The following is a 26,114-nucleotide window of genomic DNA, read 5'->3' as shown; positions in this document are numbered from 1 at the left end:
ACCTGTCTTGAAGGGCGGTCTGTATCAGACAATCCTTCAGGGCATGTTCAAGGTTCGGGAGCCGGGCGGTGGGACGCGCGGCACGAATGGAACCTTACCCCCTGCATTCGTAGGCCCGTGTCCTGGGTGCCCCGACCCGGACCGCGCGCGAAGACGAAAGGTGACGAGACCCCATGGCGCAAGCTTATGTCGGCCAGAAGCGTATCCGGCGCTATTACGGCAATATCCGCGAAGTCCTGGAGATGCCGAACCTCATCGAGGTTCAGAAATCCTCCTACGACCTGTTCCTGAACTCGGGTGAGGGCGAGGGCCACCACGACGGCGAGGGCATCCAGGGCGTGTTCCAGTCGGTCTTTCCGATCAAGGACTTCAACGAGACCGCCACGCTGGAATTCGTCAAGTACGAGCTTGAGCGTCCGAAATACGACGTGGACGAATGCCAGCAGCGCGACATGACCTATGCCGCGCCGCTGAAGGTCACGCTGCGCCTGATCGTGTTCGATGTCGATGAAAACACCGGCGCCAAGTCGGTCAAGGACATCAAGGAACAGGACGTGTTCATGGGCGACATGCCCTTGATGACCCAGAACGGGACGTTCATCGTGAACGGGACCGAGCGTGTCGTCGTGTCGCAGATGCACCGCTCGCCCGGCGTGTTCTTCGACCATGACCGCGGCAAGACCCATTCCTCGGGCAAGCTCTTGTTCGCCTGCCGCATCATTCCCTATCGCGGATCCTGGCTGGACTTCGAATTCGACGCCAAGGATCTGGTCTTCGCGCGCATCGACCGCCGCCGCAAGCTGCCGGTCACGACGCTGCTTTATGCGCTCGGCATGGACCAGGAGGGCATCATGGATGCCTTCTACCAGACCGTGGACTATACCCTGCGCCGCGAGGGCCGGTCGCAAGGCTGGGTCACGCGCTTCTTCCCCGAACGCGTGCGCGGCACCCGTCCGTCCTATGACCTGGTGAACGCCGACACGGGCGAGGTCATCACCAAGGCGGGCGACAAGGTGACGCCGCGCCTGGTCAAGAAGTTGCAGGAATCGGGCGAGGCGCTGAACCTGCTGGTTCCGTTCGAACGGATCGTCGGCCGCTTTGTCGCCAAGGACATCGTCAACGACGCCACCGGCTTCATCTATGCCGAGGCCGGAGACGAGATCACTGCGGAATACAACCGCGACGGCGACCTGAGCGGCGGCCTGCTCAAGGTGCTGCTGGACAACGACATTACCCAGATCCCGGTGCTGGACATCGACCATGTCAATGTCGGCCCCTATATCCGCAACACCATGGCCGCCGACAAGAACATGGGCCGCGAAGGCGCGCTCATGGACATCTATCGCGTCATGCGTCCGGGCGAGCCCCCCACCGTGGAAGCCGCGCAGACGCTGTTCAACAGCCTGTTCTTCGACAGCGAGCGTTACGACCTGTCCGCCGTCGGCCGGGTCAAGATGAACATGCGCCTGGATCTGGACGCGCCCGACACCCAGCGGACGCTGCGCCCCGCCGACATCGTGGCCTGCGTGCGCGGCCTGGTGGAACTGCGCGACGGCAAGGGCGAGATCGACGACATCGACCACCTGGGCAACCGCCGGGTGCGTTCGGTGGGCGAGCTGATGGAAAACCAGTACCGCGTCGGCCTGCTGCGCATGGAGCGCGCCATCCGCGAGCGGATGTCGGGCGTCGAGATCGACACCGTGATGCCGCAGGACCTGATCAACGCCAAGCCCGCGGCGGCCGCGGTGCGTGAATTCTTCGGCAGCAGCCAGCTGTCGCAGTTCATGGACCAGACCAACCCGCTGTCCGAAGTGACGCACAAGCGCCGCCTGTCGGCGCTTGGGCCGGGCGGTCTGACGCGCGAGCGCGCGGGCTTCGAGGTGCGCGACGTTCACCCGACCCATTACGGCCGGATGTGCCCGATCGAGACGCCGGAAGGCCAGAACATCGGCCTGATCAACAGCCTCGCGACCTTTGCCCGCGTGAACAAGTACGGCTTCATCGAAACCCCTTACCGCAAGGTGGTGGACGGCCGCGTGACCGACGACGTGGTCTACATGTCCGCGACCGAGGAGATGCGCCACACCGTGGCCCAGGCCAACGCGACGCTGGACGCCGAAGGCCGCTTCGTCGATGAACTGGTTTCGACCCGCCAGGCGGGCGACTTCATGCTGAACCCGGTCGATGCCGTCGATCTGATCGACGTGTCGCCCAAGCAGCTGGTGTCGGTCGCGGCCGCGCTGATCCCGTTCCTGGAGAACGACGACGCCAACCGCGCGCTGATGGGTTCCAACATGCAGCGCCAGGCGGTTCCGCTGCTGCGGGCCGAGGCGCCGTTCGTCGGCACCGGCATGGAAGCCACCGTTGCCCGCGACTCGGGCGCCGCCATCATGGCGCGCCGGGGCGGCGTCATCGACCAGGTGGACGCGCAGCGGATCGTCGTGCGCGCGACCGAAGGCCTGGGCGCGGGCGATGCGGGCGTGGACATCTATCGCCTGCGCAAGTTCAAGCGGTCCAACCAGTCCTCGACCATCAACCAGCGTCCGCTGGTCAAGGTGGGCGAAAAGGTCGTGGGCGGCCAGGTGATCGCGGACGGTCCCTCGACCGACCAGGGCGAACTCGCCATCGGCCGGAACGTGGTCGTGGCCTTCATGCCCTGGAACGGCTACAACTACGAGGACTCGATCCTGATTTCCGAGCGGATCCACCGCGACGACGTGTTCACCTCGATCCATATCGACGAATACGAGGTCGCGGCCCGCGACACCAAGCTGGGGCCCGAGGAGATCACCCGCGACATCCCGAACGTGGGCGAAGAGGCGCTGCGCAACCTCGATGAGGCCGGCATCGTCTATATCGGCGCCGAGGTGGGCCCGGGCGACATCCTTGTGGGCAAGATCACGCCCAAGGGCGAAAGCCCGATGACGCCGGAAGAAAAGCTTCTGCGCGCCATCTTCGGCGAAAAGGCGTCCGACGTGCGCGACACCTCCTTGCGCCTGCCGCCGGGGGCTTACGGCACCATTGTCGAGGTCCGCGTGTTCAACCGCCACGGCGTGGACAAGGACGAACGCGCGCTCCAGATCGAGCGCGAAGAAGTCGAGCGTCTGGCCCGCGACCGCGACGACGAACAGGCGATCCTGGACCGCAACATTTATGCGCGTCTGAAGTCGCTGATCCTGGGCAAGACCGCCGTCAAGGGTCCGAAGGGGATCAAGGCCAACAGCGAGATCACCGAGGATCTGCTGGGCACGCTGTCGCGCGGCCAGTGGTGGCAGCTTGCCGTCAGCGAGGAAGACACCGCCAAGGAGGTCGAGGCGCTGAACCACCAGTACGACGCTCAGAAAAAGGCCCTGGAGGCCCGCTTCGAGGACAAGGTCGAAAAGGTCCGCCAGGGCGACGACCTGCCGCCGGGCGTGATGAAGATGGTCAAGGTCTTCGTCGCGGTGAAGCGCAAGCTTCAGGCCGGGGACAAGATGGCCGGGCGTCACGGCAACAAGGGCGTGGTGTCCAAGGTGGTGCCCATCGAGGACATGCCGTTCCTGGCGGACGGCACCCCGGTCGATCTGGTTCTGAACCCGCTGGGCGTGCCGTCGCGCATGAACGTCGGCCAGATCCTGGAAACCCACATGGGTTGGGCATCGCGCGGCCTTGGCATCAAGATCGACGAGGCTCTGGAGGAGTATCGCCGCAGCGGCGACATGGCTCCGGTCCGCGAGGCGATGCGCATCGGCTATGGCGACGACATGTATGCCGAGACCTTTGAAGGCATGGACGACGATCTGCTGGTCGAGCACGCGGGCACCGTGCGCAGCGGCGTTCCGATCGCCACGCCCGTCTTCGACGGCGCGAAGGAGGCGGACGTGAACGACGCGCTGCGTCGTGCGGGCTTCGACACCTCGGGCCAGTCGGTCGTCTTCGACGGCCGCACGGGCGAGCAGTTCTCGCGCAAGGTGACGGTGGGGATGAAATACGTCCTCAAGCTGCACCACCTTGTCGACGACAAGATGCACGCCCGTTCGACCGGCCCCTACAGCCTGGTCACCCAGCAGCCGCTGGGCGGCAAGGCGCAGTTCGGCGGTCAGCGTCTGGGCGAGATGGAGGTCTGGGCCCTTGAAGCCTATGGCGCCGCCTATACCTTGCAGGAGATGCTGACGGTCAAGTCGGACGACGTCGCGGGCCGGACCAAGGTCTACGAATCCATCGTCAAGGGCGACGACAACTTCGAGGCCGGCGTGCCGGAATCGTTCAACGTGCTGGTCAAGGAGGTCCGGGGTCTGGGCCTCAACATGGAACTCCTGGATGCGGAGGAGGAGGAATGAGGGCCTTGGCCCTCATCACCTTCCCCGTGCCCTTCATTTAGGAAAAAAGATGAACCAGGAACTTGCCACCAATCCCCTGAACCCGCTGGCCCCGCCGCGGCAGTTCGACGAGATCAAGATCTCGCTGGCCTCGCCCGAGGAAATCCTCGCCTGGTCCTACGGCGAGGTGAAAAAGCCCGAGACGATCAACTACCGTACGTTCAAGCCCGAGCGTGACGGGCTGTTCTGCGCGCGCATCTTCGGTCCGATCAAGGACTACGAATGCCTGTGCGGCAAATACAAGCGCATGAAGTATCGCGGCCTTGTCTGCGAGAAATGCGGCGTGGAGGTGACCCTGCAAAAGGTCCGCCGCGAGCGCATGGGCCATATCGAACTGGCCGCGCCCGTGGCCCACATCTGGTTCCTGAAATCGCTGCCAAGCCGCATCGGCCTGATGCTGGACATGACGCTGCGCGATCTGGAACGGATTCTGTATTTCGAGAACTATGTCGTCATCGAGCCGGGCCTGACGGATCTGACCTATGGCCAGTTGCTGACCGAGGAGGAGTTCCTCGACGCGCAGGACCAGTACGGCGCCGACGCTTTCAGCGCCGACATCGGGGCCGAGGCGATCCGCGCGATGCTGGCCAACATCGACCTGGCGGCGACCGCCGACCAGCTGCGCGAGGATCTGAAGGAAGCCACGGGCGAGCTGAAGCCCAAGAAGATCATCAAGCGGCTGAAGATCGTCGAATCCTTCCTGGAGTCGGGCAACCGTCCGGAATGGATGGTGCTGACCGTGATCCCGGTCATTCCGCCGGAACTGCGCCCGCTGGTGCCGCTGGACGGCGGCCGCTTCGCCACGTCCGACCTGAACGACCTGTATCGCCGCGTCATCAACCGCAACAACCGCCTGAAGCGCCTGATCGAGCTTCGCGCGCCCGACATCATCGTGCGCAACGAAAAGCGCATGTTGCAGGAGTCGGTCGATGCGCTGTTCGACAACGGTCGCCGCGGCCGCGTCATCACGGGCAACAACCGTCGCCCGCTGAAATCGCTGTCCGACATGCTGAAGGGCAAGCAGGGTCGCTTCCGGCAGAACCTTTTGGGCAAGCGGGTGGACTTTTCGGGCCGTTCGGTCATCGTGACCGGGCCGGAGCTGAAGCTGCACCAGTGCGGGCTGCCCAAGAAGATGGCCTTGGAGCTGTTCAAGCCGTTCATCTATTCGCGGCTTGAAGCGAAGGGGCTGTCCTCCACCGTCAAGCAGGCCAAGAAGCTGGTCGAAAAGGAACGTCCCGAGGTCTGGGACATCCTGGACGAGGTGATCCGCGAACATCCGGTGCTGCTGAACCGCGCCCCGACGCTGCACCGCCTGGGCATCCAGGCCTTTGAGCCGATCCTGATCGAGGGCAAGGCGATCCAGCTTCACCCGCTGGTCTGCTCGGCCTTCAACGCCGACTTCGACGGCGACCAGATGGCCGTGCACGTTCCGCTGTCGCTGGAAGCGCAGCTGGAAGCGCGCGTCCTGATGATGTCCACGAACAACGTGCTGTCGCCCGCCAACGGCGCGCCGATCATCGTGCCGAGCCAAGACATGGTTCTGGGCCTTTACTACACCTCGATGATGCGCGAGGGCATGAAGGGCGAGGGCATGGCCTTCGCCACCGTGAACGAGGTGGAACACGCCCTTGCCGCGGGCGAGGTGCATCTGCACGCGCGCATCACCGCGCGCATCAAGCAGATCGACGAGAACGGCAACGAGGTGGTCAAGCGTTTCGACACCACGCCGGGCCGCGTCCGGCTGGGCGCGCTGCTGCCGATGAACGCCAAGGCGCCGTTCGAACTGGTCAACCGCCTGCTGCGCAAGAAGGACGTGCAGCACGTCATCGACACCGTTTACCGCTACTGCGGGCAGAAGGAATCGGTGATCTTCTGCGACCAGATCATGGGCCTTGGTTTCCGCGAGGCGTTCCGTGCCGGCATCAGCTTCGGCAAGGACGACATGGTGGTGCCCGACAACAAATGGACCATCGTCGAGGAGGTCCAGGAACAGGTGAAGGAGTTCGAGCAGCAGTATCTCGACGGCCTGATCACCCAGGGCGAGAAGTACAACAAGGTCGTGGACGCCTGGTCGAAATGCAACGACCGCGTGACCGAGGCCATGATGGCGACGATCTCGGCCACCAAGAAGGACGAGAACGGCGCCGAGATGGAGCCGAATTCGGTCTACATGATGGCCCATTCGGGCGCGCGCGGTTCGACCAACCAGATGAAGCAGCTGGGCGGCATGCGCGGGCTGATGGCCAAGCCCTCGGGCGAGATCATCGAGACGCCGATCATCTCGAACTTCAAGGAAGGCCTGACCGTTCTTGAATACTTCAACTCGACCCACGGCGCCCGGAAGGGCCTGTCGGACACCGCGTTGAAGACCGCGAACTCGGGCTATCTGACGCGGCGTCTGGTGGACGTGGCGCAGGACTGCATCATCCGCGAACATGACTGCGGGACCGATCAGGCGATCACCGCTTCCGCGGCGGTCAACGATGGCGAGGTGATCAGCCCGCTGTCCGAACGCGTGCTGGGCCGGACCGCCGCCGAGGACGTGCTGGTGCCGGGCGGGGACGAGATCATCGTCCGCAAGAACGAGGTGATCGACGAACGCAAGGCCGACGCCATCGAGCAGGCGGGCGTCCAGGCGGTCCGCATCCGGTCGGCCCTGACCTGCGAATCCGAGGACGGGATCTGCGCGCTGTGCTATGGCCGCGACCTTGCCCGCGGGACGCTGGTCAATATCGGCGAGGCGGTGGGCATCATCGCCGCGCAGTCGATCGGCGAACCCGGCACCCAGCTGACGATGCGGACCTTCCACATCGGCGGCATCGCGCAGGGCGGCCAGCAGTCGTTCCAGGCGGCCTCTCACGAGGGGACCGTCCAGTTCCGCAACGAGAACATCCTGACCAACGCCAATGGCGAGCAGGTCGTGATGTCGCGCAACATGCAGTTGCTGATCCTGGACGACCAGGGGCAGGAACGCGCCAGCCACAAGCTGTTCTACGGCTCGAAGCTGTTCGTGAAGGAAGGGGAACGGGTCATCCGCGGCGCCAAGCTGTTCGAATGGGATCCCTATACCCTGCCGATCATCGCCGAAAAGGCGGGGGTGACGAAGTTCGTCGACCTTCTGTCGGGGATTTCGGTCCGCGACGAGACGGACGATGCGACCGGCATGACGCAGAAGATCGTGACCGATTGGCGTTCCGCGCCGAAAGGCAACGACCTGAAGCCCGAGATCATCATCATGGATGAGAACGGCGAGCCGGTCCGCAACGAGCAAGGCAACCCGATCAGCTATCCAATGTCGGTGGATGCGATCCTGTCGGTCGAGGACGGCCAGGAAATCCGCGCGGGCGACGTGGTGGCGCGCATTCCGCGGGAAGGCGCACGGACCAAGGACATCACCGGGGGTCTGCCCCGCGTGGCCGAACTGTTCGAGGCCCGCCGTCCCAAGGACCACGCGATCATCGCCGAGATCGACGGCTATGTCCGCTTCGGCAAGGACTACAAGAACAAGCGCCGCATCACCATCGAGCCGTCGGAAGACGGTGCCGCGCCCGTCGAATACATGGTGCCGAAAGGCAAGCACATCCCGGTGCAGGAAGGCGACTTCGTGCAGAAGGGCGACTACATCATGGACGGCAACCCGGCTCCGCACGACATCCTGCGGATCATGGGGATCGAGGCGCTTGCGGATTACCTGATCGACGAGGTGCAGGACGTCTACCGGCTGCAAGGCGTGAAGATCAACGACAAGCACATCGAGGTCATCGTCCGCCAGATGCTGCAAAAGATCGAGATCACCGACAGCGGCGACACGACGCTGCTGAAGGGCGAGCATGTCGAGCGCGACGAGTTCGAGGAGGAAAACGCCAAGATCGAAGCCAAGGGGGGCCGTCCGGCCCAGGGCGAGCCGGTGCTGCTGGGCATCACCAAGGCCAGCTTGCAGACCCGCAGCTTCATCTCGGCCGCGTCCTTCCAGGAAACGACCCGCGTGCTGACCGAGGCGGCCGTTCAGGGCAAGCGCGACAAGCTGCTTGGCCTGAAGGAGAACGTCATCGTCGGCAGGCTGATCCCGGCCGGGACGGGCGGCGCCACCGCCCGCGTCCGCCGCATCGCGACCGAGCGCGACAACCAGGTGATCGAGGCCCGGCGCGCCGAGGCCGAGGCCACCGCCGCCCTGATCGCGCCCGCGATGGACGAGGCCGCACCGGAAAACGGCGGCGAGTGATTGCCGCTGAACGACAGACGAAGCCCGGCAGCGATGCCGGGCTTTCCGCATTTCCGGGGCGGAGCGTTCAGCCCGCGGCGTAGAGCATCGCCAGGGCAGGCATCCAGGCGGTAAGGACGCCGCTGGCAAGGGTGGCGGCGGCGGCGGTCCTTTCAAGAGGCAGGCGAAGCGCCAGCAGAAGAAAGTAAAGAAGCCACAGCGCCGCCCAGCAAGCCCAGCTCAGGCCCAGCCACATCGCCATTCCACCGTCGGCCCGGCGCAGCGCGACCACGGCTTCCGGCAGCACCGAAATCGCGACGAAAAGGCTGAACCAGCCCAATCCGCGCCCATCCGAGCCGGTCAGACGATTTGTCCCGACCCAAAGATAGGTGACGCTGAACAGCAGTGTCAGAGTCGCCGCCTTGACGGCGTCGGGGGCGTCGGCCTTGGCCATGGACAGGATCGCCACCGTTCCGGTAATGAACGCCGCCGCAAGGTTGATGACCACGGCATCCTTGTCGGCGATGCGGTTCATCATCCACAGACCGTTGAGTGTCAGGACCGCGCCAACGAAAAGAAGCGAAAGCGGAAGCAGCATCTGAATTCCCGAAAATCTGTCCGGCCGGCCTGCCCGTGGCAGACCGCCGGCCCTTGCCCTAGGGCAAGGCGCAGGGACGGGTTATGGAAAACGCCGCCAAGCAGAATATCGCGGCGGTTTAAAATCCGCCGCGGCATATCCTTTGCGCATCCTGCAAAATCCGCTTGCCCGGCGGGGTGCCAATGCCTAACGGGGAAGAACCGTTCCCTTGGTGAGCCAGGCCATGCGCACCCCCATCCTGTCCCCGATCCGGCGTGTCCGGCCTGCCTCGGTCCGTCCGCTGGTGCATCAGCCGGGCGACAACCTGCGCGGCGCGACCATCATGACGCTGTGCATGGTGGCTTTCGGCCTGAACGACACGGTGATGAAGTTCGTGGCCCAGGACATGCCGCTGTATCAGGCGATCACGCTGCGCGGGCTGTTCGTGATGGCGTTCATCGCCGCCGTAGCTCCGTGGCTGGGCGGGTTGCGCCTGCGGATCCCGGCGGGCGCGCGGGGACCGATGGCCTGGCGCATGATCGGAGAGATCGCCTCGACGGCGCTGTTTTTGAACGCGCTTCAGAACATGGCCATGGGCGACCTGTCCGCGATCATGCAGGCGCTTCCGCTGGTGGTGATGGTTGCCGCCGCGCTGTTCTTTGGCGAATCGCTGGGCTGGCGGCGGATCGGCGCGGTGATCGCGGGCTTTCTGGGCGTGCTGCTGATCCTGCGGCCGGGCGGAGAGGTCTTCGGCCCCTGGGCCGTCGTCGCGGTCGCCGCGATGGCAATGGTGGCGCTGCGCGATCTTGCGACCCGCAAGTTCGACGGCGACATCAGTTCCGCCACCATCGCCTTTTATGCAGCGACCGGCGTGACGATCGCCGGGCTTGCCGTCAGCCTGTGGCAAGGTTGGACGATGCCAAGCGTTTCGCAAATCCTGCTGCTTCTGCTGGGCAGCGCCTTTCTGACCGTGGGCTATGTGACCGCCGTCGCCTCGATGCGGGTGGGAGAGATTTCCTATGTCGCGCCGTTCCGCTATACCTCGCTGCTGGTCGCCATCGCCATGGGGCTCGTGGTCTTCGGCGAATGGCCCGACCTGTGGACCTGGGCGGGGTCGGCCATGGTGATCGCGGCGGGAACCTATACCATCTGGCGCGAGGCGCAGATCGGAAAGGTCCGCTGATGCGCGTGCAGATGCTGGGCCTGTGCCGGTTTTCCTATGTCGGCCTGCGCGGCTATCAGAAGGACCACGCCAGCATCGAGGAACGCCGCGCCTTTCTTTACGACCCCCGGCGGCTGGCACGGCGATGGCTGTGGTTCACGACGCTGGCGCTGCCGGGCTGGCTGGCGCAGACCGATCCCGACTTCGCGCTTGTCATCATGACCGGCCCCGACCTGCCCGAACCCTATCTGTCGCGGCTGCGCGACCTGGCGGCCGGAACGCCGCAGCTGCGGCTGGAACTGGTCCCGCCGATGGAGCGCCACCTGGAGGCCTGCCGCGCCGCCATCGCGCCCCATGTCGATTCCGGGGCGGATGTCGTGGGCCATTTCCGCCATGACGACGACGACGCGGTGGCGCTGGACTATGTCGCGGCGGCCCGCCGGGATTTCACGCGGGTCGAGGGGCTGTGGCGCAGCGAAGGGTGCCTGTCGCTGGATCATTCGCGCGGGCTGATGCTGCGGGCCGGGGCAGGGGAGGCGCAGTTCGTCCCGCGCATCGCCCACAACATGGGCGTGGCCCTGACGATTTTCCTGCGCCCGGACCAGCCGCAGACCGCGCTGCATTTCAACCACACGAAGCTGCCCTTGTGGATGCCGGGGGTGGCGGTCACGCGGCCCCTGATGTTCATCCGCGGGGTCCATGCCGACAGCGATTCCGGCGACATGGGGCCGGGCGTTCCCTGGCAGATCGAGAAGGCCGAACTGGACCGCCAGCTGTCCCGCCGCTTCGGGCTGGTTCGGGCGGATCTGGACCGCCTGGCCCACGCCGCCGCCTGACGGGCGTCGTGTTGACAGCTTCGCCGATTCCCCATATATGCCGCACACCCGGCGGGAAACCGTTCGGGACCAGAACCTTTTCACGGTCACGATCCGGGCCATCTATCCGCCCCGATCCTCTGGAATTTCCCCTCCTCCTCGGAAAACCGGGGCCGGATGGGTTTGGCATTTCGTGATTCGCGCGGAATGCCGTCGAGAAGCGGCGCAGCAGGCCTGCTGCGAGTATTGACAGAGCAAGACGGGGAACCGAATGCCGACGATCCAACAGCTGATCCGCAAACCGCGGCAGCCCAAGGTGCAGCGCTCGAAGTCGCAGCACCTTCAGGGATGCCCGCAGAAGCGCGGCGTCTGCACGCGCGTCTACACCACGACGCCGAAGAAACCGAACTCCGCCATGCGGAAGGTCGCCAAGGTGCGGCTGACCAACGGCTTCGAGGTCATTTCCTATATTCCGGGCGAAAAGCACAACCTCCAGGAACACAGCGTCGTGCTGATCCGCGGCGGCCGCGTGAAAGACCTTCCGGGTGTCCGTTACCACATCCTGCGCGGCGTGCTGGATACGCAGGGCGTCAAGGACCGTCGCCAGCGCCGGTCGAAATACGGCGCCAAGCGTCCGAAGTAAGGAGAGGCATCCATGTCCCGTCGTCACGCCGCTGAAAAGCGCGAAGTCCTGCCCGACGCCAAGTATGGCGATCGCGTGCTGACCAAATTCATGAACAACCTGATGGTTGACGGCAAGAAATCGGTTGCCGAACGCATCGTGTATTCGGCCCTGGACCGCGTCCAGAACCGCCTGAAGCGCGAACCGATCGAGGTGTTCCACGAAGCCCTCGACAACGTGAAGCCCTCGGTCGAGGTGCGCTCGCGCCGCGTCGGCGGCGCCACCTACCAGGTTCCGGTCGAGGTGCGTCCGACCCGCCGCGAGGCCCTGGCGATCCGCTGGCTGATCGATGCGTCCAAGAAGCGCAACGAGAACACCATGGAAGAGCGTCTTGCCGGCGAGCTGGCCGATGCCGTGAACGGCCGCGGCACCGCCGTGAAGAAGCGCGAAGACACGCACAAGATGGCCGACGCCAACAAGGCGTTCAGCCACTACCGCTGGTAAGGCGAAAGGATCCCCACCATGGCACGCGAATATCCGCTGCAGCGTTACCGCAACTTCGGCATCATGGCCCATATCGACGCCGGCAAGACGACAACGACCGAGCGTATCCTTTTCTACACCGGCAAGTCGCACAAGCTGGGCGAAGTGCATGACGGCGCCGCGACCATGGACTGGATGGAGCAGGAACAGGAACGCGGCATCACGATCACGTCTGCCGCGACCACCACGTTCTGGCAGCGCCAGGAAGACCCGACCTCGGAAGGGACTTCGGACACCAAGTACCGCTTCAACATCATCGACACGCCGGGCCACGTGGACTTCACCATCGAGGTGGAACGCTCGCTGGCCGTTCTGGACGGCGCGATCTGCCTGCTTGACGCCAACGCGGGCGTCGAGCCGCAGACCGAGACCGTGTGGCGCCAGGCCGACCGCTACAAGGTTCCGCGGATCGTGTTCGTCAACAAGATGGACAAGATCGGCGCCGACTTCTTCAACTGTGTGAAGATGATCAAGGACCGCACCGGCGGCATCCCCTGCCCGATCGCCCTGCCGATCGGCGCCGAGGACAAGCTGGAAGGCATCATCGATCTGGTGAAGATGGAGGAATGGGTCTGGAAGGGCGAAGACCTGGGCGCAAGCTGGGTCCGCCAGCCTGTCCGCGACGACCTGAAGGACGTGGCCGAGGAATGGCGTTCGAACCTGATCGAGCTGGCGGTCGAACAGGATGACGCCGCCATGGAGGCCTATCTCGAGGGCAACGAGCCCGACGAGGCGACCCTGCGCAGCCTGATCCGCAAGGGCACGCTGTCGCTGTCGTTCTTCCCCGTTACCGCTGGTTCGTCGTTCAAGAACAAGGGCGTGCAGCCGCTGCTGAACGCCGTGATCGATTACCTGCCTTCGCCGCTGGACGTGCCCGCCTATCTGGGCTTCGCCCCGGGCGACGAGACCGAAACCCGCAACATCGAGCGGACCGCCGATGACTCGCAGCCCTTTGCGGGCCTGGCGTTCAAGATCATGAACGACCCCTTCGTGGGCTCGCTGACCTTCACGCGGATCTATTCTGGCCAGCTCAAGAAGGGTGACCAGATGCTGAACGCGACCAAGGGCAAGCGCGAGCGCGTCGGCCGGATGATGATGATGCACTCGATCAACCGCGAAGAGATCGAGGAAGCCTTCGCGGGCGACATCATCGCGCTGGCGGGCCTGAAGGAAACCACCACGGGCGACACGCTGTGCGATCCCGCCAAGCCGGTGGTTCTGGAAACCATGACCTTCCCCGAGCCGGTGATCGAGATCGCCGTGGAGCCCAAGTCGAAGGCCGACCAGGAAAAGATGGGCCTTGCCCTTCAGCGCCTGGCTGCCGAAGACCCTTCGTTCCGCGTCGAGACCGATCTGGAATCGGGCCAGACCATCATGAAGGGCATGGGCGAACTTCATCTCGACATCCTCGTTGACCGCATGAAGCGCGAGTTCAAGGTCGAGGCGAATATCGGCGCTCCGCAGGTCGCTTACCGCGAAACGATCAGCCAGCCGGCCGAGATCGACTATACCCACAAGAAGCAGACCGGCGGCACGGGCCAGTTCGCCCGCGTCAAGCTGGCGATCACCCCGACCGAACCGGGCGAAGGCTATTCGTTCGAGTCCAAGATCGTCGGCGGCGCGGTGCCCAAGGAATACATTCCCGGCGTCGAAAAGGGCATCAAGTCGGTCATGGACAGCGGTCCGCTGGCAGGCTTCCCGGTGATCGACTTCAAGGTGGCGCTGCTGGACGGTGCGTTCCACGACGTCGACTCCTCGGTTCTGGCTTTCGAGATCGCCGCGCGTGCTGCCATGCGCGAAGGCCTGCGCAAGGCCGGTGCCAAGCTGCTGGAGCCGATCATGAAGGTCGAGGTGGTGACGCCCGAGGAATACACCGGCTCGATCATCGGCGATCTGACCAGCCGCCGCGGCATGGTCCGCGGGCAGGACTCGCGCGGCAACGCCAACGTCATCGACGCCTTTGTGCCGCTGGCCAACATGTTCGGCTACATCAACAACCTGCGTTCGATGTCCTCGGGCCGCGCGGTGTTCACGATGCAGTTCGACCATTACGAGGCCGTGCCGCAGAACATCTCGGACGAGATCCAGAAGAAATACGCCTGATCGGCGCGGGCGGGGCGAAAGCCCTGCCCATTCCACGACACCATTGACTTAGGGAGCCGAGCTTATGGCAAAGGCAAAGTTTGAACGGACGAAACCGCACGTCAACATTGGCACGATTGGTCACGTTGACCACGGCAAGACGACGCTGACGGCTGCGATCACGAAGTATTTCGGCGAATTCCGCGCCTATGACCAGATCGACGGCGCCCCCGAGGAGCGGGCGCGCGGGATCACCATCTCGACGGCGCATGTTGAATACGAATCGGAGGCGCGCCATTACGCGCACGTGGACTGCCCGGGCCACGCCGACTACGTCAAGAACATGATCACCGGGGCGGCGCAGATGGACGGCGCGATCCTGGTGGTGAACGCCGCCGACGGGCCGATGCCGCAAACGCGCGAGCACATCCTTCTGGGCCGCCAGGTGGGCATTCCCTACATGGTCGTGTATCTGAACAAGGTCGATCAGGTCGACGACGAGGAGCTGCTGGAACTGGTCGAGATGGAGGTGCGCGAGCTTCTGTCCTCCTACGACTATCCGGGCGACGACATTCCGATCATCAAGGGCTCGGCGCTGGCGGCTTTGGAAGGCCGCGACAAGGAGATCGGCGAGGATTCGATCCGGGCGCTGATCAAGGCCGTGGACGAATACATCCCGACCCCCGAGCGCGCCATCGACCAGCCGTTCCTGATGCCGATCGAGGACGTGTTCTCGATCTCGGGCCGGGGCACGGTTGTGACCGGGCGGGTCGAGCGCGGCGCGGTGAACGTCGGCGACGAGCTTGAGATCGTGGGCATCCGCGACACCCGCAAGACCACCTGCACGGGCGTCGAGATGTTCCGCAAGCTGCTGGACCGCGGCGAGGCGGGCGACAACATCGGCGCGCTTTTGCGCGGCGTGGACCGCGACGGGGTGGAGCGCGGCCAGGTTCTGTGCAAGCCCGGTTCGGTCAAGCCGCACACCGAGTTCGAGGCCGAGGCCTATATCCTGACCAAGGAGGAAGGCGGCCGCCACACGCCGTTCTTCGCGAACTACCGTCCGCAGTTCTACTTCCGGACCACGGACGTGACCGGCACCGTCAAGCTGCCCGAGGGCACCGAGATGGTGATGCCGGGCGACAACCTGAAGTTCACGGTGGAGCTGATCGCGCCGATCGCGATGGAGGAAAAGCTGCGCTTCGCGATCCGCGAAGGCGGCCGCACCGTCGGCGCCGGCGTGGTGTCGAAGATCCTGAAGTGATCGGAAAAGGCCGGGCCGGGCTTCCGCTCCGCTCCGCCGCAAGACAAAGAGCCGCCTCCGAAAAGGGGGCGGCTTTTTGAATGGGGAGCTCCGCATGGCTGATCGGGCTTGACGCCTGCCTTCCAAAGGCGCTATAGGCCCGCATCGCCGTCGAATCCGCCGCGTGCCGAGATTCGCCTGCCTTGCGCATGGCCGCCATCCAAAGGCGGCCTGCACTTTTTTTATACGGTCCGACGCTGGCGCCGCATGGTGCGTTGTCAGCCTCTCGACTGAAACTCCCCGTCAGAGGGATGACTATGCAAAGTCAGAATATCCGCATCCGGCTGAAGGCGTTCGATTACCGCGTGCTGGAAGCCAGCACCCAGGAAATCGTCAACACCGCCAAGCGCACCGGCGCGACCGTTCGCGGCCCGATTCCGCTGCCGAACAAGATCGAGAAGTTCACCGTCCTGCGCGGCCCGCACATCGACAAGAAGTCGCGCGACCAGTGGGAAATCCGCACGCACAAGCGCCTGCTGGACATCGTCGATCCGACGCCGCAGACCGTTGACGCGCTGATGAAGCTCGACCTCGCCGCCGGCGTGGATGTCGAGATCAAGGTGTAAGGAGGCGACCATGCTGCGTACTGGTGTTATCGCCAAGAAACTGGGCATGACCCGGCTGTTCCTGGAAGACGGCCGTCAGGTTCCCGTGACCGTCCTGCAACTGGACAACCTTCAGGTCGTCGATCAGCGCACCGCCGCGCGCGACGGCTATACCGCCGTCCAGCTGGGCGCCGGCGTCGCGAAGGCAAAGCGCACGACCGCCGCGATGCGCGGCCACTTCGCCAAGGCCTCGGTCGCGCCCAAGCGCAAGATCGCGGAATTCCGGGTGGCCGAAGAAAACCTGATCAACGTGGGCGAGGAAATCACGGCCGACCACTATTTCGCGGGTCAGTTCGTGGACATCGCCGGCACCTCGATCGGCAAGGGCTTTGCGGGCGCCATGAAGCGTCACAACTTTGGCGGTCTGCGCGCCTCGCACGGCGTGTCGATCTCTCACCGTTCGCACGGCTCGACCGGCCAGTGCCAGGACCCCGGCAAGGTGTTCAAGGGCAAGAAGATGGCAGGTCACCTGGGTGCCGTTCGCGTCACCACGCAGAACCTGCAAGTCGTGCGCACCGATGCCGACCGCGGCCTGATCATGGTCAAGGGCTCGGTCCCCGGCTCGAAGGGTGGCTGGGTCACGATCAAGGACGCCGTGAAAAAGGCGGCGCCTGAAAACGTGATCTATCCCGCCGCGCTGAAGTCCGCCGCCGAGGAAGCCAAGCGTCTGGCCGAAGCCGCCGCCGCCGAAGCCGCCGCCGCCGAGGAAGCCGCCCGCGAGGCCGCCGCCGCCGAGGCCGCCGCCGCCGAGGAGGCCGCGCTGGCCGAAGCCCAGGCTTCGATCGAGGCCGACAAGGCTTCGGATGGCGATGCCGCGCCCGAAGGAGACAAGTGATGAAACTCGATGTGATCAAGCTGGATACCGGCAAGGCCGGTGAAATCGAGCTGGCGGACGAGATCTTCGGGCTGGAGCCGCGCGGCGACATCCTGCAACGCGTCGTTCGCTGGCAGCGCGCCAAAGCGCAGGCGGGCACCCATTCGGTGCTGGGCAAGTCGGATGTCAGCTATTCGACCAAGAAGATCTATCGCCAGAAGGGCACCGGCGGCGCGCGTCACGGTTCCCGCAAGGCGCCGACCTTCCGTCACGGCGGCACCTACAAGGGTCCGACCCCGCGTTCGCACGCCTTCGACCTGCCGAAGAAGGTGCGCGCCCTGGGCCTGCGCCACGCCCTGTCCGCCAAGGCGACCGCCGGTGAACTGGTGATCGTCGAGGATCTGAACCTGACGGACGCCAAGACCGCCGCCGTCGCCAAGGCCGTCAAGGAAAACGGCTGGAAGCGCGTGCTGGTGATCGACGGGGCCGAGGTCAACGAAGGCTTCGCCCGCGCCGCCCGCAACATCGAGGGCGTGGACATCCTGCCGTCGATCGGCGCCAACGTGTATGACATCCTCAAGCGCGACACGCTGGTGATCACGCGGTCGGGTGTCGAAGCTCTGGAGGCTCGTTTGAAATGAGCGCGAAAGCTGAACATTACGACGTGATCGTCAAGCCGATCATCACCGAGAAAGCCACCATGACGTCCGAAAACAACGGCGTGGTGTTCCAGGTGGCGAAGGACGCCAGCAAGCCGCAGATCAAGCAAGCGGTCGAGGCGCTGTTCGGCGTCAAGGTGAAGGCCATCAACACGACCATCACCAAGGGCAAGCAGAAGCGGTTCCGGGGCATCCTCGGCCGCCGCAGCGATGTCAAGAAGGCCTATGTCACCCTGGAAGAGGGTAACACTATCGACGTGTCCACCGGACTCTGATAGTAGGCGCGCATCCGCGGCCTCGGTTCATCCGGGGCCGCTGATCTTTTGGACGACAACGGACCACCCTGGTCCAAAGCAACGGAAGACAGAAAGATGGCATTGAAGTCGTACAAACCGACGACGCCTGGCCAGCGCGGGCTGGTTCTGATCGACCGTTCGGAGCTTTGGAAAGGTCGCCCGGTCAAGGCCCTTACGGAAGGCCTGACCAAGAACGGCGGTCGGAACAACACCGGACGGATCACCATGCGCCGCAAGGGCGGCGGGGCGAAGCGCCTGTATCGCATCGTCGATTTCAAGCGCACCAAGTTCGACATGGCCGCCACGGTCGAGCGGATCGAATACGATCCCAACCGCACCGCCTTTATCGCGCTGATCTCCTATGAGGACGGCGAGCGCGCCTATATCATCGCGCCGCAGCGTCTGGCCGTGGGCGACAAGGTCGTCGCCGGCGCCAAGGTGGACGTGAAGCCGGGCAACGCCATGCCCTTCAGCGGCATGCCCATCGGCACCATCGTCCACAACGTCGAGCTGAAGCCCGGCAAGGGCGGCCAGATCGCCCGTTCAGCGGGCACCTATGCCCAGTTCGTCGGCCGCGACGGCGGTTATGCCCAGATCCGCCTGTCCTCGGGCGAACTGCGCCTGGTGCGGCAGGAATGCATGGCGACCATCGGCGCCGTGTCGAACGCGGACCACTCGAACCAGAATCTCGGGAAAGCCGGCCGCAACCGCCACAAGGGCATCCGCCCGAGCGTCCGCGGTGTCGCCATGAACCCGATCGACCACCCCCATGGCGGTGGCGAGGGCCGGACTTCGGGCGGCCGCACGCCGGTCACGCCCTGGGGCAAGGACACCAAGGGCAAAAAGACCCGCTCGAACAAGGCGACCGACAAGTACATCTTGCGTTCGCGTCACGCGAAGAAGAAGGGCCGCTGATCCATGGCACGTTCTATCTGGAAGGGCCCCTTTGTTGACGCCTATGTGCTTCGCAAGGCGGAAAAGGCCCGCGAGTCGGGGAAATCCGACGTCATCAAGATCTGGTCGCGTCGTTCGACCATCCTGCCGCAATTCGTCGGCCTGACCTTCGGCGTCTACAACGGGCAGAAGCACATTCCCGTTGCCGTCACCGAGGAGATGATCGGTCAGAAATTCGGTGAATATTCGCCCACGCGGACCTATTACGGCCACGCGGCGGACAAGAAAGCCAAGAGGAAGTAATCGTCATGGGTAAGGAAAACAATCCGCGCCGCGTGGCGGAGAACGAGGCGTTCGCGAAGACCAAGATGCTTCGCACCTCGCCGCAGAAGCTGAACCTGGTCGCGCAGTTGATCCGCGGCAAGAAGGTGGACAAGGCCCTGGCCGACCTGACCTTCTCGCACAAGCGGATCGCGGGCGACGTAAAGAAGTGCCTGCAATCGGCGATCGCGAACGCTGAAAACAACCACGGGCTGGATGTCGACAACCTGGTCGTCGCCGAAGCCTGGGTCGGCAAGAACCTGGTGATGAAGCGCGGCCGTCCGCGGGCGCGCGGCCGTTATGGCAAGATCATGAAGCCGTTTTCGGAGATCACCATCAAGGTGCGCCAAGTCGAGGAGCAAGCGTAATGGGTCAGAAGGTCAATCCGATCGGCATGCGCCTCCAGGTCAACCGCACCTGGGACAGCCGCTGGTACGCCGACGACAAGGACTATGGCAATCTGCTGCTTGAAGACCTGAAGATCCGGGACTTCATCAAGACGGAAGCCAAGCAGGCCGGCATCAGCCGCGTGATCATCGAACGTCCGCACAAGAAGTGCCGCGTGACGATCCATGCCGCGCGTCCGGGCGTGATCATCGGCAAGAAGGGCGCCGACATCGAGGTGCTGCGCAACAAGCTGGCGAACCTGACGAAGTCGGAAGTTCACCTGAACATCGTCGAGGTCCGCAAGCCGGAAGTCGATGCCGCGCTGGTCGCGGAATCGATCGCCCAGCAGCTGGAGCGCCGGGTATCGTTCCGCCGCGCCATGAAGCGGGCGGTGCAGAACGCGATGCGCATGGGTGCCCTGGGCATCCGCGTGAACGTGTCGGGCCGTCTTGGCGGCGCCGAGATCGCGCGGACGGAATGGTATCGCGAAGGCCGTGTGCCCCTGCACACCCTGCGCGCCGACATCGACTATGCGCTGGCCGAAGCCACGACCCCCTACGGGATCATCGGGGTGAAGGTGTGGATCTTCAAGGGCGAGATCATGGAGCACGACCCCCAGGCCCGCGACCGCAAGGCCGCCGAGGCTCAGGAAGGTCCGGCCCCCCGTGGTCCGCGCCGTGACCGCGACGCGCGCTAAGGAGCAAACAAGATGCTGCAACCGAAACGGACCAAGTTCCGCAAACAGCACAAGGGCCGGATTCACGGCGAGGCCAAGGGCGGTTTCGCCCTGAACTTCGGCTCCTACGCGCTGAAGGCCACCGAGCCCGAGCGCGTGACCGCCCGCCAGATCGAAGCGGCACGCCGCGCGATCACCCGCCACATGAAGCGTCAGGGCCGGGTCTGGATCCGGGTGTTCCCGGACGTGCCGGTGTCCTCGAAGCCGACGGAAGTGCGGATGGGCAAGGGCAAGGGTTCGGTTGATTTCTGGGCCGCCCGTGTCCATCCCGGCCGCATCATGTTCGAGATCGACGGCGTGTCCGACGAGATCGCGCGTGAGGCCCTGCGGCTCGGCGCCAACAAGCTGCCGGTGCTGACCCGCATCGTGGCGCGCGAAGACTGGTAAGCGGCGGGGTCGAGCCCGCCCTGCGCATGGCCCCGCCGGGTGACTGGCGGGGTTTTCCTTTTCCCGGCGGGAAAAGGGTTGCACGACGGGGCCGTTGCCTGTATGGGCAGGCCTTCATCATGAAACTCCACCGGGAATCAGGGTGGCCCTGCGATGCAGGGGCTCTCCGGTGATGTTGAAAGGAAAGCGCCATGAAAGCGCAGGATCTGACGTCGAAGACGCCCGATCAGCTGAAGGAACAGCTGATCGCGCTGAAAAAGGAGGCCTTCAACCTCCGCTTCCAGCAGGCCACCGGCCAGCTTGAAAGCACCGCCCGGATGCGTGCCGTTCGCCGCGACGTGGCCCGTGTGAAGACCATTCTGAACCAGAAAGCGGCAGCCGCCGCGGCCTCGAACTAAGGAGCCTGGCCCATGCCCAAACGCATCCTGCAAGGCCGCGTCACCAGCGACAAGAACGAACAAACCGTCACCGTTCTGGTCGAGCGTCGCTTCAAGCACCCGCTTCTGCACAAGACCGTTCGCTCGTCCAAGAAATACCGGGCGCATGACGCGAACAACCAGTTCAAGGTCGGCGATGTCGTTCGCATCATCGAATGCGCGCCGATCTCGAAGACGAAACGCTGGACTGTCCTGACGGACGAAGCGGTTTCCGCGTAAGTCCATCATCACAGATCAGAAATGATCGAAACCCTGGGGCCGCGTGTGGCGGTCCCCAAAGGTCGGGAGAAACCAAATGATCCAGATGCAGACCAATCTGGATGTCGCTGACAACTCCGGCGCGCGCCGGGTTCAGTGCATCAAGGTCCTGGGTGGTTCGCACCGTCGCTATGCGTCGGTGGGCGACATCATTGTCGTGTCCGTCAAGGAAGCCATCCCGCGGGGCCGGGTCAAGAAGGGCGACGTCCGCAAGGCCGTGGTCGTTCGGACCGCCAAGGAAGTGAAGCGCGAGGATGGCACGTCCATCCGCTTCGACCGCAACGCCGCCGTTATCCTGAACAACCAGGGCGAGCCGGTCGGCACCCGGATCTTCGGGCCGGTCGTCCGTGAGCTGCGCGCGAAGAACTTCATGAAGATCATCTCGCTTGCGCCGGAGGTGCTGTGATGGCTGCCAAGCTGAAAAAAGGCGACAAGGTCGTCGTGCTGACCGGCAAGGACAAGGGCAAGCAGGGCGAGATCACCGCCGTGATGCCCAAGGACAACAAGGCCATCGTTGACGGCATCAACATCGCGATCCGTCACCAGCGCCAGACCCAGACCACCCAGGGCGGCCGCACGCCGAAGGCGATGCCGATCGACCTGTCGAACCTGGCGCTGCTGGACAAGAACGGCAAGGCGACCCGCGTCGGTTTCCGCATGGAAGGCGACAAGAAGGTCCGTTTCGCCAAGACCACGGGAGACGTGATCTGATGCTGGACGCAACCAAGTACACGCCGCGCCTGAAGGCGGTCTATCGCGAGTCGATCCGCGCCGCCCTGAAAGAGGAATTCGGCTACAAGAACGACATGCAGATCCCGCGTCTGGACAAGATCGTCCTGAACATGGGCATCGGCGAGGCCGTAAAGGACACCAAGAAGGTCAAGCAGGGCGCCGAGGAACTGTCGCTGATCGCCGGCCAGAAGGCCGTCATCACCAAGGCCAAGACCTCGATCGCGGGCTTCCGCGTCCGCGAGGAAATGCCCCTGGGCGCCAAGGTCACGCTGCGCGGCGACCGGATGTACGAATTCCTGGACCGCCTGATCAACATCGCGCTGCCGCGCGTCCGCGACTTCCGCGGCGTGAAGGGCACCTCCTTCGACGGCCGCGGCAACTATGCCATGGGCCTGAAGGAGCACATCGTGTTCCCGGAAATCAACTTCGACAAGGTCGACGAAGTTCTGGGGATGGACATCATCATCTGCACCACCGCGCCGACCGACGCGGAAGCGAAAGCGCTGTTGAAGCATTTCAACATGCCCTTCAACAGCTGATCGCGGAGGTAAGAGATATGGCAAAGAAATCCATGGTCGAGCGCGAAAAGAAGCGCCAGCAGCTGGTCGCGAAATACGCCGCCAAGCGCGCCTCCCTCAAGGAGGTCATCAACGACCAGTCCCGTCCGATGGAGGAGCGGTTCAAGGCAAGCCTCAAGCTGGCCGAACTGCCGCGCAATTCGTCGGAAACGCGTCTGCACAACCGGTGCCAACTGACCGGCCGTCCGCACGCGTATTACCGCAAACTGAAACTGTCGCGGATCATGCTGCGCGAGCTTGGCTCGAACGGTCAGATCCCCGGTCTCGTCAAGTCCAGCTGGTAAGGGGGCACCATGTCGATGAACGATCCTCTCGGCGATATGCTGACCCGCATCCGCAATGCGCAGATGCGTGGCAAATCGACCGTGCGCACCCCGGCCTCCAAGCTGCGCGCTTGGGTTCTGGACGTGCTGAAAGCCGAAGGCTACATCCGCGGCTATGAAGAAGTGACCACCGATGCCGGCCATTCCGAGCTGGAAATCGGCCTGAAGTATCACGACGGCGCCCCGGTCATCCGGGAACTGTCGCGCGTATCCAAGCCTGGCCGCCGCGTTTACGCCGGCGCCAAGGAAATCCCGCAGGTCCGTCAGGGTTTGGGCGTGTCCATCGTCTCGACCCCCAAGGGCGTCATGTCGGATGCAGCGGCTCGCAATGCCAATGTCGGCGGCGAAGTCCTCTGCACCGTGTTCTAAGGAGGGCAGCAGATGTCTCGGATTGGTAAAAAGCCGGTCGCTCTGCCCAAGGGCGTGACGGCCGAGATCAAGGGTCAGACCATCGAGGTGAAGGGGCCGAAAGGCACCCGCAGCTTCACGGCGACCGATGATGTGGATCTGGTGCTGGACGAAGGCGCCGTGTCGGTCAAGCCGCGCGGCACCTCGAAGCGCGCGCGCCAGCAGTGGGGCATGACCCGCTCGATGGTGGAAAACCTGACGGTCGGCGTGTCTGAAGGCTTCAAGAAAGAGCTGGAAATTCAGGGCGTGGGCTACCGCGCCACCATGCAGGGCAAGACCCTGAAGCTGGCTCTGGGCTATTCGCACGACGTGAACTTCGAAACGCCGGACGGCGTGACGATCACGGCGCCGAAGCAGACCGAAATCGTTGTGGAAGGCATCGACCAGCAGCTTGTTGGTCAGGTGGCCGCGAACATCCGCGAGTGGCGCCGCCCCGAGCCCTACAAGGGCAAGGGCATCCGCTACAAGGGCGAATTCGTCTTCCGCAAGGACGGCAAGAAGAAGTAAGGGGCGCATGAAATGGCACTGAAAAAGCAAGAGCTGTTCCAGAAGCGCCGCCTGCGCGTTCGGAACAAACTGCGGGCGATGTCGAACGGCCGTCCGCGGATGTCCGTCCACCGTTCGTCGAAGAACATCTCGGTCCAGGTCATCGACGACCTGAACGGCGTGACGCTGGCTTCGGCCAGCACGCTGGAGAAGGACTTCGGCCTGGTCGGCAAGAACAACGTCGAGGCCGCCGCCAAGATCGGCGCCGCGATCGCCGAGCGTGCGAAGGCCGCGGGCGTCGAGGAGGTCGTGTTCGACCGCGGCGGCTTCATCTTCCACGGCAAGGTGAAAGCCCTGGCCGACGCCGCCCGCGAGGGTGGCCTGAAGTTCTGATCCTGCGGGCGGCGTTTGCGCCGCCCCGATGATCCGGGGCCTGTCGTCGGATGAGCCACCTGGATTGACACAACCGGCGCCTTGCCGCGCCACCTGAAAAGGAATGCCATATGGCAGAACGTGAGAACCGCCGGGGCCGCCGCGAAGAGCGCGAGGAAACCCCGGAATTCCAGGATCGCCTTGTCGCGATCAACCGTGTGTCGAAGACCGTCAAGGGCGGCAAGCGCTTCGGCTTCGCAGCCCTGGTGGTTGTCGGCGACCAGCGGGGCCGTGTCGGCTTCGGCAAGGGCAAGGCCAAGGAAGTGCCGGAAGCGATCCGCAAGGCGACCGAGCAGGCGAAGCGTTCGCTGGTTCGCGTCCCCCTGCGCGACGGCCGCACCCTGCACCACGACATCGAAGGCCGCCACGGCGCCGGCAAGGTGATCATGCGCACCGCCGTTCCGGGCACCGGGATCATCGCCGGCGGTCCGATGCGCGCCGTGTTCGAGATGCTGGGCGTTCAGGACGTCGTTGCGAAATCGCAGGGATCGCAGAACCCCTACAACATGATCCGCGCGACGCTGGACGGCCTGAAGAAGGAAGCCAGCCCCCGTTCGGTCGCGCAGCGTCGCGGCAAGAAGGTGGCCGACATCCTGCCGCAGGACAACAAGCCGGCTGCCGAGACGCCCGCTGAAACTGCTGTAGCGTAAGGAGACAGGCGCATGGCAACCATCGTCGTCAAGCAGATCGGCAGCCCGATCCGCCGCCCCGCCATCCAGCGCGAGACGCTGAAAGGCCTGGGCCTGAACAAGATGAACCGCACCCGCGAATTGCAGGACACCCCCGCGATCCGCGGCATGGTCGCCAAGATCCCGCATCTGGTGACGATCATCGAGGAAAAGGCCTGATCCGCAGGGATCGCCGACAAGACGCCTCGGAGGAATCCGGGGCGTTTTCGTTTGCCAAAGATGGCAATGCGGACGTTAACCATTTCGTAACTTCTGGACCTTAAGTCTGGACCGGCAAGGCCGACCGGATGGGGAAACAGGGTGGCGCGGATTGTCTGGGCATGTCTGGCGTGGTGTCTTGCCGCCACGATCGCCCATGCCGGTCCCTGGCCGCGTGAAGCGGGGCATTCCTTTGTCGCCCTGACCGGGGAACACGACCGGAACGGCAATTCCTATACGGGTCTTTACGCCGAATACGGCTTGTCGCGCCGCCGCACCCTGGGGCTGGAGATCAGCCATACCGATGTCGGCGAGACGAGCGCGATGCTGTGGTATCAGAAATCGCTGGATCGGGGGGATGGACCGAACCGGCTGTCCTATTCCATGGGCTTCGGGGCCATCCGCCGCAATGGCGAGCTGCTGCCGCTGAGCCAGGCCGCGCTGATGTGGGGCCGCGGGTTTTCCGGCCTGTGGGACGGAGGCTGGCTGACCGCCGAGGCGCGGGTCAAGGTGGCGGGCAAAACCGAGGAGGTGACGGTGCGCGAGGGGTTGAGCCAGGTCGAATACGCCTATCTGACCCCCGACATCGTCGGCAAGCTGGACCTGACGGTCGGCGTTCGCCCTGCGCCGTCCTGGGCCTTGGTCAATCAATTGCGGCTGGAAACGCGCAAAGACGGCGACTTTTCGGCCAAGCTGGCCGGTTCGGTGGTCTACGACCTGACCGGCCCTGCGCGGCTGGAGGCCGGGTTGATCGCCCCGTTGACCGGACCGGGCGAAGCCGCGATCAAGGTTGGCACCTGGCTGGAGTTCTGAT

General features: G+C 64.4%; 30 protein-coding genes. 29 read left to right on the top strand and 1 reads right to left on the bottom strand.

Features of this window, described 5'->3' with window-relative positions; genetic code table 11:
• The first annotated feature begins 173 nt into the window (after positions 1–173).
• Both rpoB and rpoC read left to right on the top strand, forming a co-directional pair.
• Complete coding sequence (rpoB, locus tag ACFOM8_RS11275; protein ID WP_377761442.1) at positions 174–4,319, top strand: DNA-directed RNA polymerase subunit beta; 4,146 nt, start codon at positions 174–176, stop codon at positions 4,317–4,319.
• Between the two features lie 49 nt (positions 4,320–4,368).
• The gene (gene rpoC, locus ACFOM8_RS11270; RefSeq protein ID WP_377761441.1) at positions 4,369–8,580 is read left to right on the top strand and encodes a DNA-directed RNA polymerase subunit beta'; all 4,212 of its coding nucleotides are present in this window, start codon (positions 4,369–4,371) and stop codon (positions 8,578–8,580) included.
• Between the two features lie 67 nt (positions 8,581–8,647).
• On the opposite strand, the gene ACFOM8_RS11265 is transcribed toward rpoC, so the two are convergent.
• The gene (locus tag ACFOM8_RS11265) at positions 8,648–9,157 is read right to left on the bottom strand and encodes an AmiS/UreI family transporter (protein ID WP_377761440.1); all 510 of its coding nucleotides are present in this window, start codon (positions 9,155–9,157) and stop codon (positions 8,648–8,650) included.
• Positions 9,158–9,380: 223 nt separating this feature from the next.
• Between ACFOM8_RS11265 and ACFOM8_RS11260 the strand changes: the two genes are divergently transcribed.
• The 27 genes from ACFOM8_RS11260 to ACFOM8_RS11130 all read left to right on the top strand — a co-directional run bounded on the left by ACFOM8_RS11260 (position 9,381) and on the right by ACFOM8_RS11130 (position 26,113).
• Positions 9,381–10,319 (top strand): DMT family transporter, encoded by a 939-nt coding sequence (locus ACFOM8_RS11260; RefSeq protein ID WP_377761439.1) that lies wholly within the window; start codon positions 9,381–9,383, stop codon positions 10,317–10,319.
• Entirely contained in the window at positions 10,319–11,134 is an 816-nt protein-coding gene (locus ACFOM8_RS11255; RefSeq protein ID WP_377761438.1) for a glycosyltransferase, read from the top strand. Before ACFOM8_RS11260 ends, ACFOM8_RS11255 begins: the two co-directional genes overlap by 1 nt.
• A gap of 250 nt (positions 11,135–11,384) precedes the next feature.
• The gene (rpsL, locus tag ACFOM8_RS11250; RefSeq protein WP_022705687.1) at positions 11,385–11,756 is read left to right on the top strand and encodes a 30S ribosomal protein S12; all 372 of its coding nucleotides are present in this window, start codon (positions 11,385–11,387) and stop codon (positions 11,754–11,756) included.
• Between the two features lie 12 nt (positions 11,757–11,768).
• Positions 11,769–12,239: a 30S ribosomal protein S7 gene (rpsG, locus tag ACFOM8_RS11245; RefSeq protein ID WP_377761437.1), complete on the top strand. Its 471-nt coding sequence runs from the start codon at positions 11,769–11,771 to the stop codon at positions 12,237–12,239.
• Positions 12,240–12,257: 18 nt separating this feature from the next.
• Positions 12,258–14,381, top strand: a complete 2,124-nt coding sequence (gene fusA, locus ACFOM8_RS11240) for an elongation factor G (RefSeq protein WP_377761436.1) — start codon at positions 12,258–12,260, stop codon at positions 14,379–14,381.
• Between the two features lie 64 nt (positions 14,382–14,445).
• The gene (gene tuf / locus ACFOM8_RS11235) at positions 14,446–15,621 is read left to right on the top strand and encodes an elongation factor Tu (RefSeq protein WP_377761435.1); all 1,176 of its coding nucleotides are present in this window, start codon (positions 14,446–14,448) and stop codon (positions 15,619–15,621) included.
• Between the two features lie 296 nt (positions 15,622–15,917).
• A complete protein-coding gene (rpsJ, locus tag ACFOM8_RS11230; RefSeq protein ID WP_089386317.1) occupies positions 15,918–16,226 on the top strand; it encodes a 30S ribosomal protein S10 in 309 nt (102 codons plus the stop codon).
• A gap of 10 nt (positions 16,227–16,236) precedes the next feature.
• Positions 16,237–17,100 (top strand): 50S ribosomal protein L3, encoded by an 864-nt coding sequence (gene rplC, locus ACFOM8_RS11225; protein WP_377761434.1) that lies wholly within the window; start codon positions 16,237–16,239, stop codon positions 17,098–17,100.
• Positions 17,100–17,720: a 50S ribosomal protein L4 gene (rplD, locus tag ACFOM8_RS11220; protein WP_377761433.1), complete on the top strand. Its 621-nt coding sequence runs from the start codon at positions 17,100–17,102 to the stop codon at positions 17,718–17,720. The genes rplC and rplD overlap by 1 nt, the downstream gene beginning before the upstream one ends.
• Entirely contained in the window at positions 17,717–18,013 is a 297-nt protein-coding gene (locus tag ACFOM8_RS11215; protein ID WP_207469503.1) for a 50S ribosomal protein L23, read from the top strand. The genes rplD and ACFOM8_RS11215 overlap by 4 nt, the downstream gene beginning before the upstream one ends.
• Before the next feature lie 96 nt (positions 18,014–18,109).
• Positions 18,110–18,949, top strand: coding sequence for a 50S ribosomal protein L2 (gene rplB, locus ACFOM8_RS11210; RefSeq protein WP_377761432.1), 840 nt, complete (start codon positions 18,110–18,112; stop codon positions 18,947–18,949).
• Positions 18,950–18,952: 3 nt separating this feature from the next.
• Positions 18,953–19,231, top strand: coding sequence for a 30S ribosomal protein S19 (gene rpsS, locus ACFOM8_RS11205; RefSeq protein ID WP_142664074.1), 279 nt, complete (start codon positions 18,953–18,955; stop codon positions 19,229–19,231).
• 5 nt (positions 19,232–19,236) lie between these two features.
• Positions 19,237–19,617, top strand: coding sequence for a 50S ribosomal protein L22 (rplV, locus tag ACFOM8_RS11200; protein WP_154763378.1), 381 nt, complete (start codon positions 19,237–19,239; stop codon positions 19,615–19,617).
• On the top strand, positions 19,617–20,333 hold the full coding sequence (gene rpsC, locus ACFOM8_RS11195) for a 30S ribosomal protein S3 (protein ID WP_377761431.1): 717 nt from the start codon (positions 19,617–19,619) through the stop codon (positions 20,331–20,333). The genes rplV and rpsC overlap by 1 nt, the downstream gene beginning before the upstream one ends.
• Before the next feature lie 12 nt (positions 20,334–20,345).
• Positions 20,346–20,759, top strand: a complete 414-nt coding sequence (gene rplP, locus ACFOM8_RS11190; RefSeq protein WP_268941449.1) for a 50S ribosomal protein L16 — start codon at positions 20,346–20,348, stop codon at positions 20,757–20,759.
• Positions 20,760–20,950: 191 nt separating this feature from the next.
• A complete protein-coding gene (gene rpmC, locus ACFOM8_RS11185) occupies positions 20,951–21,157 on the top strand; it encodes a 50S ribosomal protein L29 (RefSeq protein ID WP_377761430.1) in 207 nt (68 codons plus the stop codon).
• A gap of 12 nt (positions 21,158–21,169) precedes the next feature.
• A complete protein-coding gene (gene rpsQ, locus ACFOM8_RS11180) occupies positions 21,170–21,415 on the top strand; it encodes a 30S ribosomal protein S17 (RefSeq protein WP_377761429.1) in 246 nt (81 codons plus the stop codon).
• A 76-nt stretch (positions 21,416–21,491) separates the two neighbouring features.
• Positions 21,492–21,860: a 50S ribosomal protein L14 gene (rplN, locus tag ACFOM8_RS11175; protein ID WP_010400243.1), complete on the top strand. Its 369-nt coding sequence runs from the start codon at positions 21,492–21,494 to the stop codon at positions 21,858–21,860.
• Positions 21,860–22,165: a 50S ribosomal protein L24 gene (gene rplX, locus ACFOM8_RS11170; protein WP_377761428.1), complete on the top strand. Its 306-nt coding sequence runs from the start codon at positions 21,860–21,862 to the stop codon at positions 22,163–22,165. The genes rplN and rplX overlap by 1 nt, the downstream gene beginning before the upstream one ends.
• Complete coding sequence (gene rplE / locus ACFOM8_RS11165; protein WP_377761427.1) at positions 22,165–22,725, top strand: 50S ribosomal protein L5; 561 nt, start codon at positions 22,165–22,167, stop codon at positions 22,723–22,725. The genes rplX and rplE overlap by 1 nt, the downstream gene beginning before the upstream one ends.
• Positions 22,726–22,742: 17 nt before the next feature.
• Positions 22,743–23,048: a 30S ribosomal protein S14 gene (gene rpsN, locus ACFOM8_RS11160; RefSeq protein WP_207101251.1), complete on the top strand. Its 306-nt coding sequence runs from the start codon at positions 22,743–22,745 to the stop codon at positions 23,046–23,048.
• 9 nt (positions 23,049–23,057) lie between these two features.
• Positions 23,058–23,456 carry a 30S ribosomal protein S8 gene (gene rpsH / locus ACFOM8_RS11155; protein WP_207469478.1) on the top strand — a complete coding sequence of 133 codons (399 nt, stop codon included), beginning with the start codon at positions 23,058–23,060 and terminating at the stop codon, positions 23,454–23,456.
• A gap of 12 nt (positions 23,457–23,468) precedes the next feature.
• Positions 23,469–24,002 carry a 50S ribosomal protein L6 gene (rplF, locus tag ACFOM8_RS11150; protein WP_377761426.1) on the top strand — a complete coding sequence of 178 codons (534 nt, stop codon included), beginning with the start codon at positions 23,469–23,471 and terminating at the stop codon, positions 24,000–24,002.
• 12 nt (positions 24,003–24,014) lie between these two features.
• Positions 24,015–24,374 carry a 50S ribosomal protein L18 gene (rplR, locus tag ACFOM8_RS11145; RefSeq protein WP_207469473.1) on the top strand — a complete coding sequence of 120 codons (360 nt, stop codon included), beginning with the start codon at positions 24,015–24,017 and terminating at the stop codon, positions 24,372–24,374.
• 110 nt (positions 24,375–24,484) lie between these two features.
• Positions 24,485–25,063 carry a 30S ribosomal protein S5 gene (gene rpsE / locus ACFOM8_RS11140; protein ID WP_377761425.1) on the top strand — a complete coding sequence of 193 codons (579 nt, stop codon included), beginning with the start codon at positions 24,485–24,487 and terminating at the stop codon, positions 25,061–25,063.
• A gap of 12 nt (positions 25,064–25,075) precedes the next feature.
• Positions 25,076–25,261, top strand: coding sequence for a 50S ribosomal protein L30 (gene rpmD, locus ACFOM8_RS11135; RefSeq protein WP_207101248.1), 186 nt, complete (start codon positions 25,076–25,078; stop codon positions 25,259–25,261).
• A gap of 141 nt (positions 25,262–25,402) precedes the next feature.
• On the top strand, positions 25,403–26,113 hold the full coding sequence (locus ACFOM8_RS11130) for a hypothetical protein (RefSeq protein WP_377761424.1): 711 nt from the start codon (positions 25,403–25,405) through the stop codon (positions 26,111–26,113).
• Position 26,114 lies beyond the last annotated feature (1 nt).

The sequence above is a fragment of the Paracoccus angustae genome, assembly GCF_042648745.1.
Lineage (GTDB): Bacteria > Pseudomonadota > Alphaproteobacteria > Rhodobacterales > Rhodobacteraceae > Paracoccus > Paracoccus angustae.
The sequence above is the reverse complement of the archived record's forward strand: the minus strand, read 5'-3'. Positions and strand labels throughout refer to the sequence as shown.

Excerpts from the sequence above, each read along its gene's own strand:
- rpsQ (WP_377761429.1), top strand. The coding sequence starts at position 21,170 with ATGCCCAAACGCATCCTGCAAGGCCGCGTCACCAGCGACAAGAACGAA.
- rplX (WP_377761428.1), top strand. The coding sequence starts at position 21,860 with ATGGCTGCCAAGCTGAAAAAAGGCGACAAGGTCGTCGTGCTGACCGGC.
- rplF (WP_377761426.1), top strand. The coding sequence starts at position 23,469 with ATGTCTCGGATTGGTAAAAAGCCGGTCGCTCTGCCCAAGGGCGTGACG.
- rpsL (WP_022705687.1), top strand. The coding sequence starts at position 11,385 with ATGCCGACGATCCAACAGCTGATCCGCAAACCGCGGCAGCCCAAGGTG.
- rplE (WP_377761427.1), top strand. The coding sequence starts at position 22,165 with ATGCTGGACGCAACCAAGTACACGCCGCGCCTGAAGGCGGTCTATCGC.
- rpsG (WP_377761437.1), top strand. The coding sequence starts at position 11,769 with ATGTCCCGTCGTCACGCCGCTGAAAAGCGCGAAGTCCTGCCCGACGCC.
- ACFOM8_RS11255 (WP_377761438.1), top strand. The coding sequence starts at position 10,319 with ATGCGCGTGCAGATGCTGGGCCTGTGCCGGTTTTCCTATGTCGGCCTG.
- rpsN (WP_207101251.1), top strand. The coding sequence starts at position 22,743 with ATGGCAAAGAAATCCATGGTCGAGCGCGAAAAGAAGCGCCAGCAGCTG.
- rpoB (WP_377761442.1), top strand. The coding sequence starts at position 174 with ATGGCGCAAGCTTATGTCGGCCAGAAGCGTATCCGGCGCTATTACGGC.
- rplB (WP_377761432.1), top strand. The coding sequence starts at position 18,110 with ATGGCATTGAAGTCGTACAAACCGACGACGCCTGGCCAGCGCGGGCTG.
- fusA (WP_377761436.1), top strand. The coding sequence starts at position 12,258 with ATGGCACGCGAATATCCGCTGCAGCGTTACCGCAACTTCGGCATCATG.
- rpsS (WP_142664074.1), top strand. The coding sequence starts at position 18,953 with ATGGCACGTTCTATCTGGAAGGGCCCCTTTGTTGACGCCTATGTGCTT.
- ACFOM8_RS11265 (WP_377761440.1), bottom strand. The coding sequence starts at position 9,157 with ATGCTGCTTCCGCTTTCGCTTCTTTTCGTTGGCGCGGTCCTGACACTC.
- rplC (WP_377761434.1), top strand. The coding sequence starts at position 16,237 with ATGCTGCGTACTGGTGTTATCGCCAAGAAACTGGGCATGACCCGGCTG.
- rplD (WP_377761433.1), top strand. The coding sequence starts at position 17,100 with ATGAAACTCGATGTGATCAAGCTGGATACCGGCAAGGCCGGTGAAATC.
- rpmC (WP_377761430.1), top strand. The coding sequence starts at position 20,951 with ATGAAAGCGCAGGATCTGACGTCGAAGACGCCCGATCAGCTGAAGGAA.
- rplV (WP_154763378.1), top strand. The coding sequence starts at position 19,237 with ATGGGTAAGGAAAACAATCCGCGCCGCGTGGCGGAGAACGAGGCGTTC.
- rplN (WP_010400243.1), top strand. The coding sequence starts at position 21,492 with ATGATCCAGATGCAGACCAATCTGGATGTCGCTGACAACTCCGGCGCG.
- rplP (WP_268941449.1), top strand. The coding sequence starts at position 20,346 with ATGCTGCAACCGAAACGGACCAAGTTCCGCAAACAGCACAAGGGCCGG.
- rpsJ (WP_089386317.1), top strand. The coding sequence starts at position 15,918 with ATGCAAAGTCAGAATATCCGCATCCGGCTGAAGGCGTTCGATTACCGC.
- rpsE (WP_377761425.1), top strand. The coding sequence starts at position 24,485 with ATGGCAGAACGTGAGAACCGCCGGGGCCGCCGCGAAGAGCGCGAGGAA.
- rpsC (WP_377761431.1), top strand. The coding sequence starts at position 19,617 with ATGGGTCAGAAGGTCAATCCGATCGGCATGCGCCTCCAGGTCAACCGC.
- rpsH (WP_207469478.1), top strand. The coding sequence starts at position 23,058 with ATGTCGATGAACGATCCTCTCGGCGATATGCTGACCCGCATCCGCAAT.
- rpmD (WP_207101248.1), top strand. The coding sequence starts at position 25,076 with ATGGCAACCATCGTCGTCAAGCAGATCGGCAGCCCGATCCGCCGCCCC.
- ACFOM8_RS11260 (WP_377761439.1), top strand. The coding sequence starts at position 9,381 with ATGCGCACCCCCATCCTGTCCCCGATCCGGCGTGTCCGGCCTGCCTCG.
- rpoC (WP_377761441.1), top strand. The coding sequence starts at position 4,369 with ATGAACCAGGAACTTGCCACCAATCCCCTGAACCCGCTGGCCCCGCCG.
- ACFOM8_RS11215 (WP_207469503.1), top strand. The coding sequence starts at position 17,717 with ATGAGCGCGAAAGCTGAACATTACGACGTGATCGTCAAGCCGATCATC.
- rplR (WP_207469473.1), top strand. The coding sequence starts at position 24,015 with ATGGCACTGAAAAAGCAAGAGCTGTTCCAGAAGCGCCGCCTGCGCGTT.
- tuf (WP_377761435.1), top strand. The coding sequence starts at position 14,446 with ATGGCAAAGGCAAAGTTTGAACGGACGAAACCGCACGTCAACATTGGC.